The 7,539-nt window shown below is 70.5% G+C and carries 5 protein-coding genes and 2 tRNA genes; 1 reads left to right on the forward strand and 6 read right to left on the reverse strand.

What is annotated here, in order from left to right; all coding sequences use genetic code 11:
• Positions 1-80: 80 nt before the first annotated feature.
• From clpX to ACSNOD_RS25840, 5 genes are all read right to left on the reverse strand, one after another.
• Complete coding sequence (gene clpX, locus ACSNOD_RS25820) at positions 81-1,370, reverse strand: ATP-dependent Clp protease ATP-binding subunit ClpX (protein WP_436769458.1); 1,290 nt, start codon at positions 1,368-1,370, stop codon at positions 81-83.
• A gap of 233 nt (positions 1,371-1,603) precedes the next feature.
• Positions 1,604-2,275, reverse strand: a complete 672-nt coding sequence (locus ACSNOD_RS25825) for an ATP-dependent Clp protease proteolytic subunit (protein WP_436769455.1) — start codon at positions 2,273-2,275, stop codon at positions 1,604-1,606.
• A gap of 55 nt (positions 2,276-2,330) precedes the next feature.
• Positions 2,331-2,933, reverse strand: a complete 603-nt coding sequence (locus ACSNOD_RS25830) for an ATP-dependent Clp protease proteolytic subunit (RefSeq protein WP_436769459.1) — start codon at positions 2,931-2,933, stop codon at positions 2,331-2,333.
• A gap of 268 nt (positions 2,934-3,201) precedes the next feature.
• Positions 3,202-4,584, reverse strand: coding sequence for a trigger factor (tig, locus tag ACSNOD_RS25835; RefSeq protein WP_436769456.1), 1,383 nt, complete (start codon positions 4,582-4,584; stop codon positions 3,202-3,204).
• A gap of 157 nt (positions 4,585-4,741) precedes the next feature.
• Positions 4,742-4,815, reverse strand: a tRNA-Pro gene (locus tag ACSNOD_RS25840).
• Between the two features lie 189 nt (positions 4,816-5,004).
• On the opposite strand from ACSNOD_RS25840, the gene ACSNOD_RS25845 reads away from it, so the two are divergent.
• Positions 5,005-5,075: transfer RNA gene (locus tag ACSNOD_RS25845), tRNA-Gly, on the forward strand.
• On the opposite strand, the gene ACSNOD_RS25850 is transcribed toward ACSNOD_RS25845, so the two are convergent.
• Entirely contained in the window at positions 5,047-7,377 is a 2,331-nt protein-coding gene (locus tag ACSNOD_RS25850) for a protein kinase domain-containing protein (RefSeq protein WP_436769457.1), read from the reverse strand. The two genes, ACSNOD_RS25845 and ACSNOD_RS25850, sit on opposite strands and share 29 nt — an antisense overlap.
• Positions 7,378-7,539: the final 162 nt, after the last annotated feature.

Genomic DNA, 7,539 nt, shown 5'->3' on the forward strand with positions numbered 1-7,539 from the left:
GGGCCGCAGGCCCCGCCCCCCAATGACTCAGGGGCCCACGGCGTAGCCGTGGGCCCCTGAGTCGGCGTCAAGCGCGCGCGCTACGCGCTCTTCTCGTGGCGCTCACCCTTGCCGATGACCCTCGGCTCCCGAGGAACCAACGTCGGATTCACATTGGAGTGCACGACGTCCGCCGTGATGACGACACGAGCCACGTCCTTCCGGGACGGAACCTCGTACATCACCGACATCAGCACCTCCTCCATGATCGCCCGCAGCCCCCGCGCCCCCGTACCCCGCAGGATCGCCTGGTCGGCGATGGCCTCCAGCGCCGGCCGGTCGAAGTCCAGCTCCACACCGTCGAGTTCGAACAGCCGCTGGTACTGCTTGACCAGCGCGTTCCGCGGCTCGACCAGGATCTGGAGGAGCGCCTCGCGGTCCAGGTTGTGCACGGACGTGATGACGGGCAGCCGACCGATGAACTCCGGGATCATCCCGAACTTCACCAGGTCCTCCGGCATGACCTCCTGGAACTGGTCACTCGCGTCGATCTCCCGCTTGGAGCGGATCGTCGCGCCGAAGCCGATGCCCTTCGCGCCCGCCCGGGACTCGATGATCTTCTCCAGGCCGGCGAACGCGCCGCCCACGATGAACAGGACGTTCGTCGTGTCGATCTGGATGAACTCCTGGTGCGGGTGCTTGCGCCCGCCCTGCGGCGGCACGGAGGCCGTGGTGCCCTCCAGGATCTTCAGCAGCGCCTGCTGCACGCCCTCGCCGGAGACATCGCGGGTGATCGACGGGTTCTCGCTCTTCCGGGCGACCTTGTCGATCTCGTCGATGTAGATGATCCCGGTCTCGGCCTTCTTGACGTCGTAGTCGGCCGCCTGGATCAGCTTGAGGAGGATGTTCTCGACGTCCTCGCCGACGTACCCGGCCTCGGTCAGCGCGGTCGCGTCCGCGATGGCGAAGGGGACGTTGAGCATGCGGGCGAGCGTCTGCGCGAGCAGGGTCTTGCCCGAACCCGTGGGCCCGAGCAGCAGGATGTTGGACTTGGCGAGCTCGATGCCGTCGTCCCGGCCGCCCTGACCCGTGTCGCCCGCCTGCACCCGCTTGTAGTGGTTGTAGACGGCGACGGACAGCGCCTTCTTGGCGGCCTCCTGCCCGACGACGTACCCCTCGAGGAACTCGTAGATCTCGCGCGGCTTGGGCAGCTCCTCCCACCGCACTTCGGAGGTCTCGGCGAGCTCCTCCTCGATGATCTCGTTGCAGAGGTCGATGCACTCGTCGCAGATGTAGACACCCGGGCCTGCGATGAGCTTCTTCACCTGCTTCTGGCTCTTTCCGCAGAACGAGCACTTGAGCAAGTCGCCGCCGTCACCGATGCGTGCCACGAGGTGCTTCCCCTTCGCCTGGGTTCCGTCGTCCACGACGGAACCTGGTGCCTGCTGGGTCTTCCGGGGCCGCCCTCAGCGGACGGCTGCGGCCGCGGCCCCCGGAACCCACTCCCGACGGTACCTTGCCTGGCCCCCCGTTCGGGCCCCCCTTGGAGCGGTTCGCATCCATGTGGACGCCGAGCGACCGGAACACGCCCGGTCCAAGGGGGATCTGACCGACGCCGCGACGGCTAGCCGAGCCCGATCGAATTCTTGCGGGTGGAGACGATCTGGTCGATCAGACCGTACGCCAGCGCGTCCTCGGCCGTCAGAATCTTGTCGCGCTCGATGTCCTCGCGGATCTTCTCGATCGGCGTGGTGGAGTGCTTGGCCAGCATCTCCTCCAGCTGGCTGCGCATCCGCAGGATCTCGTTGGCCGCGATCTCCAGGTCGGAGAGCTGGCTGCGGCCGGTCTCGCTGTACGGCTGGTGGATCAGCACCCGCGCGTTGGGCAGCGCCATCCGCTTGCCGGGCGTGCCGGCGGCGAGCAGCACGGCCGCGGCGGAGGCCGCCTGGCCCATGCAGACCGTCTGGATGTCGGGCTTCACGAACTGCATCGTGTCGTAGATCGCGGTCAGCGCGGTGAACGAGCCGCCCGGCGAGTTGATGTAGATCGAGATGTCCCGGTCCGGGTCCATGGACTCCAGGCAGATGAGCTGGGCCATGACGTCGTTCGCGGAGGCGTCGTCGATCTGCACCCCGAGGAAGATCACCCGCTCCTCGAAGAGCTTCGCGTACGGGTCGTACTCGCGCACACCCTGCGAGGTGCGCTCCACGAAGCGGGGAACGACATAGCGCGACTCGGCCTTCGGGCCCTCGTAGAGGCCGCTGGCGGAGAAGTTGTTCATTTCGGTGTTCACCATCCTGATGGCGATCGATGGGCTGGGGGCTGGGCTGTTCGGGTGCCGGCTGCCGGGATCAGGCCCCGGTGCCGCCCCCGCCCGGAACGCCGCTGGCGGAGGAGATGATCTCGTCGATGATCCCGTACTCCTTGGCCTCCTCGGCGGTGAACCAGCGGTCGCGGTCACCGTCGCGGATGATGGTCTCCACCGTCTGGCCGGTGTGCAGGGCGGTGATCTCCGCCATCCGCTTCTTGGTGCGGAGGAGCTGCTCGGCCTGGATCTTGATGTCCGAGGCGGAGCCGCCGAGGCCGGCGGAGCCCTGGTGCATGAGGATGTCGGCGTTCGGCAGCGCGAAGCGCTTGCCCGGGGTGCCCGCCGTGAGCAGGAACTGCCCCATCGAGGCCGCCAGGCCCATCGCGATCGTCACCACGTCGTTCTTGATGTAGCGCATGGTGTCGTAGATCGCGAAGCCGGCGGTGACGGAGCCGCCCGGCGAGTTGATGTAGAGGTAGATGTCCTTGTCCGGGTCGGCCGCCAGGAGCAGGAGCTGCGCGCAGATCTTGTTGGCGATGTCGTCGTCGACCTGCTGGCCGAGGAAGATGATCCGCTCGTTGAGCAGTCGGTTGTAGACCTGGTCGCCGAGGCCACCCATGGTCGGCTCAGCGGCGGCGGAAGGCATCAGAGTCGTCACGTATCCACCCTGCTCGTTGTCGGACGGCCTGAGGCCGTCACAGCGTCTTCTTCGTCAGGTGCGGGGAGGTGACCCGGCCGCTCGCCGGGGCCGCTCGCGGGGACTCCCCTGCCCTCGTATCTACGGACCCTAACGCGCTGGTCGGCGGGCGCCATCCCGCATCGAGAACTGTTCGCTGTGAGCGCAGTACGGGGGCGCCGGGCCGGAACGACGACGGGCCCGGACGCTCACGCGTCCGGGCCCGTCGTACCGGTGCTTACGCCTCGGACTTCTCCTCGGCCGCGGCCTCGGCCTCGGCCGGGGCGACCGTCTCGGCCGTCTCGTCGTCGTCCTCGTCGAGGTCGACGACCTCACCGTTGGTGTCCTTGACCGTCGCCGCCTCGACGACCGCCGCCAGCGCCTTGCCGCGGGCGACCTCGCCCACGAGCATCGGGACCTGGCCGCCCTCGACGACCGCCTTGGCGAACTGGTCCGGGCTCATGCCGGAGCTGGCCGCACGGCGCATCAGGTGCTCGGTGAGCTCCTCCTGGCCGACCGACAGCTTCTCCTTGGAGACGAGCTCGTCGAGGATGAACTGGGTCTTGATGCCCTTCTCGGCCTGCTCCTTGAGCTCGGCGTCGAACTCCTCGGCGGTCTTGCCCTGGATCTCCAGGTACTTGTCGAGGTCCAGGCCCATCTGGCCCAGCTGGTGGTGCTCCAGGTTGTGCTTGCGGGTGTTGATCTCGTCCGCGAGCAGCTTCTCCGGCATCGGCACCTCGACGAGCTTCAGCAGCTCGTCCAGGACCTTCTCCTGGGCCTGGGTGGCCTGGTCGTACTTCTTCATCCGCTCCAGGCGCTTGCGGCTGTCCGCCTTGAGCTCCTCGAGGGTGTCGAACTCGCTCGCCATCTGGGCGAACTCGTCGTCCAGCTCGGGCAGCTCACGGGTCTGCACGGCGGTGACCTGGACGGTGACCTCGGCCTCCTGGCCGGCGGCGGAGCCGCCCTTGAGCTCGGAGGTGAAGGTGGCGGAGCCACCGGCCTCCAGGCCCTTGACGGCCTCGTCGATGCCGTCGAGGAGCTCGCCCGAGCCGATGGTGTAGTTGACGCCCTTGGCCACGCCGTCGGCGAGGACCTCGCCGCCGACCTTGGCCTCCAGGTCCACGGTCACGACGTCGCCCTCGGCGGCGGCGCGCTCGACCGGGGAGGTCGAGGCGAAGCGCTCGCGGAGCTGCTCGACGGACTTCTCCACGTCCTCGTCGCTGACCTCGACGGCGTCCACGGTGACCTCGATGCCGGAGTAGTCCGGGATCTCGATGGTCGGGCGGATGTCCACCTCGGCGGTGAAGGCCAGCAGCTCGCCGTCCTTCAGCTCGGTGATGTCGACGTCGGGCTGACCCAGCGGGTTCAGGTCGCCCTCGTTGACCGCCTCGGTGTAGAACTTCGGCAGCGCGTCGTTGACGGCCTCCTCCAGCACCGCACCGCGGCCGAACCGCTGGTCGATCACGCGGGCCGGGATCTTGCCCTTGCGGAAGCCGGGCACCGTGACCTGCTGGTTGATCTTCTTGTACGCCGCGTCGAGGCTGGGCTTGAGCTCCTCGAAGGGCACCTCGACAGTGAGCCGAACCCGGGTCGGGTTCAGGTTCTCCACGGCGCTCTTCACGGTTCGGTCTCCTTGGGGCTGACTTCTGGGGTTCTGCTGACGGCTGCTGCTCTTCAGCGGATCGCGCCCGGCTGGTCCCGGTAGAGGGGAGACACACGGGCACGCAGCTTGCATAGTAACGGCAAGCCGGAGGCGCCCCACAATGTGATCTTGACGGTCGGGGTGGCCGGATTCGAACCGACGACCTTCCGCTCCCAAAGCGGACGCGCTACCAAGCTGCGCCACACCCCGTCTGGTGCGACACGTAGGGTACATGGCCGGGAGTCCCCCGGCCGCCGGATTACCGCGGGCGTACGGGAGCGCGAGAGGTGGTGTGCGCGGCGCGGGCGGGACCCGCTAGGATGCAGTCCGTGCCGCGGCTCTCATGATCGCTTCTCATGAACGCTTTCGAGACCGCTTTCATGATCGACGGCGGCGCGCGCGGGCGTAGCTCAATGGTAGAGCCCCAGTCTTCCAAACTGGCTACGCGGGTTCGATTCCCGTCGCCCGCTCCGTGGCCTCCGGCCCGGTTCGGCGATTTGTTCGCGGGACCGGGCCGGTGGCGTTTCCGGAGGCGTTCGGCGGGTTTCCGTCGGTGGCGTCCCGTACGACCGGTGTCCGCTCCGGGCGGCGGTACGGCTCGGTGACGTCCAGTGAGAAGATCGTGCCGGTGGCGGTCGTGGCGTAGAGGACGTCGCCCACCAGTGACCCGTACGCCGGCCGGCCCTCGTACGCCGTCTCCCCCGGCTGTCGCCCGTGCCCCTGCGTGGTCCAGCGGAGCACGCCCGTCCCGCGGTCCCGCGCCATCACCGCGCCCGCCGCGGACACCTCGTAGAGGGTGTCCCCGCCGGTCACGGGGACGGACACCTCGGGGGCGGGCAGCGGCCTCGCCCACAGCGTCGCCCCGGTGTCGGGGTCGATCGCCAGGAGCCGGCCGTCCTTCCGGCCGTAGAGCACCCCGTCGACGAGATCCAGCCGTCCGCTGGGCACGCCGCCGCCCGGGCGGCGGAGCCGCGCGTCCTCCAGATAGTCGTCGAGGAGCGTCCGTACGACGCGCCGCTCGGCCAGGTCGACGCCGACGATCTCCGCGTACCGCCCCTCCTGCGCCCGGGCCAGGACCAGCCGGCCCTCGTGGTGGCCCAGGAAGTCCAGCTCCCCGCCGTGGCTCACCGACCAGGTGCGGGCCAGTGTCCCCGGGTCCAGCGCGCTGACGCTCGTGGCGATCCGCTGGTCCTTCCCCTTGGCCGCGCAGATCTCGTACACCACGCCGACGGCCGTACGGAACGTGCAGCGCTCGGCGGTGAGCTTGCGGTGCGCGACCGGGGAGCCGGTGGCCGCGTCCAGCAGCGTCAGCTCCGTGCTGTCCTGCGAGAGCGCGAGCAGGTGCCCGCCCACCAGGGTCACCGCCACCTCGGGGCCCGCGAACCTCCGCCAGCGGACGGCGCCCGTGGCCACGTCGATGGCCTGTACGACGAACGAGGCGGGCAGGGCCGCGGGGACGGCGTACACGTACAGCAGGTCGTCGGTGACCCCGATGATGCCGAGCGGGTCGTCGCCGCCGTCCTCCCAGACCGCGCGGCCGTCGGCCAGCCGCAGTCGTTTGGCGTGCGCCCAGTCCTTGCTCACGCAGTACAGGCTTTCGCCCCGCGGCACGCAGCGCGGGGCCTGCGTCCGCCGGGTCTCCGGGGCGCGCTGCCAGGGCTTCCAGCCGGCGGGGCGGACGGCCGCGGTTCCGGCGGCCGCGGCCGGGGCGTCGGTGGTGGTGTGCCGCTCCTGGTGCTGGCCGCCGCCGAGGAGGGCGGCGAGGGTGGCCACGACGGTGAGGGCGGCGAGGGCGCGGCGTGGTCGTTTCGCCTCCGGCGCGGGTTCCGGTTCGGGCTCGGGTACGGGTTCGGGCTCGGGCCCTGGCGTGGGCTCGGGTACGGATTCGGGCCCCGGCGTGGGCTCCGGTACGGGTTCGGGCCGCGGTACGTGCATGGGTTCCGGTCGCGGCTCGGGCTCGGGTGGGGACCAGGCGCGGAGCTCGGCGAGGAGCTCCTCGGGGGTCGGGCGGTCCTTGGCCGCCTTCGCCAGGCAGCGGCGTGCCAGCGGCAGCAGCCCCGCCGGCACGCCGGAGAGGTCGGGGTCGCCCTCCACGACCTGGGTGACCGTCTCGTACGGGCTGGCGCCGTCGAACGGGTTGCGGCCCGTCGCCGCGTGGACCAGCACCGTGCCCAGCGAGAACACGTCCGAGGCGGGGCCCACTTCGAGGGGTGACGTCAGCTGCTCCGGGGACATGAACGGCGGCGTGCCCATGAGCCGGCCCGTCTGGGTCAGGGCCTCCCAGTCCACGGCGCGGGACACGCCGAAGTCGATGACCCGGGGGCCGTCCGCCGCGAGCAGCACGTTCGCCGGCTTGAGGTCGCGGTGCACGACGCCGGCCCGGTGGATGTCGCGCAGTGCCTCCGCGAGGCCGATCAGGAGGCACCGCAGCTCCGACGGGGCCAGCGGGCCGCGGCGCGCGACCCGCTGCCCCAGGGTGTCGCCGGGGATGTAGAGGGTGGCCATCCAGGGCCGTACGGCGTCGGCGTCCGCGTCCACGACGGGCGCGGTGAACGCGCCGGACACGCGGCGGGCGGCGGCCACCTCGCGGCGGAAGCGGTCGCGGAACTCGGGGTCGTCCGCGAACTGGCTGTGCACGACCTTCACGGCGACGTGGCGGCCGGTGGCGGAGCGGGCGAGGTAGACGACGCCCATGCCGCCGGCGCCGAGGCGGCCGACCAGGTGGTGGCCGCCGACCTCGGCGGGGTCGCCGGCGTGCAGCGGCAGTGACATCAGGTTCCCCCTACGTCTTCCCGCCGGGGGTTCGTGTGGCCCCGGCCCCGCCCGGCCTTAGCCTGCCCTTCCCTGGCGGGTTTGCGCGACGCCCACGTTGTGGGTTGTCCGTGACGTGACCGTCGCCCACGTGAGCGCCACGAGCTCCCCCGGCCGAAGGCC

This window comes from Streptomyces sp. URMC 123 (genome assembly GCF_051386515.1).
Classification (GTDB): domain Bacteria; phylum Actinomycetota; class Actinomycetes; order Streptomycetales; family Streptomycetaceae; genus Streptomyces.

Bases quoted from the DNA above. Each gene is read 5' to 3' on its own strand.
- ACSNOD_RS25825 (WP_436769455.1), bottom strand. From the start codon at position 2,275: ATGGTGAACACCGAAATGAACAACTTCTCCGCCAGCGGCCTCTACGAG.
- ACSNOD_RS25830 (WP_436769459.1), bottom strand. From the start codon at position 2,933: ATGCCTTCCGCCGCCGCTGAGCCGACCATGGGTGGCCTCGGCGACCAG.
- ACSNOD_RS25850 (WP_436769457.1), bottom strand. From the start codon at position 7,377: ATGTCACTGCCGCTGCACGCCGGCGACCCCGCCGAGGTCGGCGGCCAC.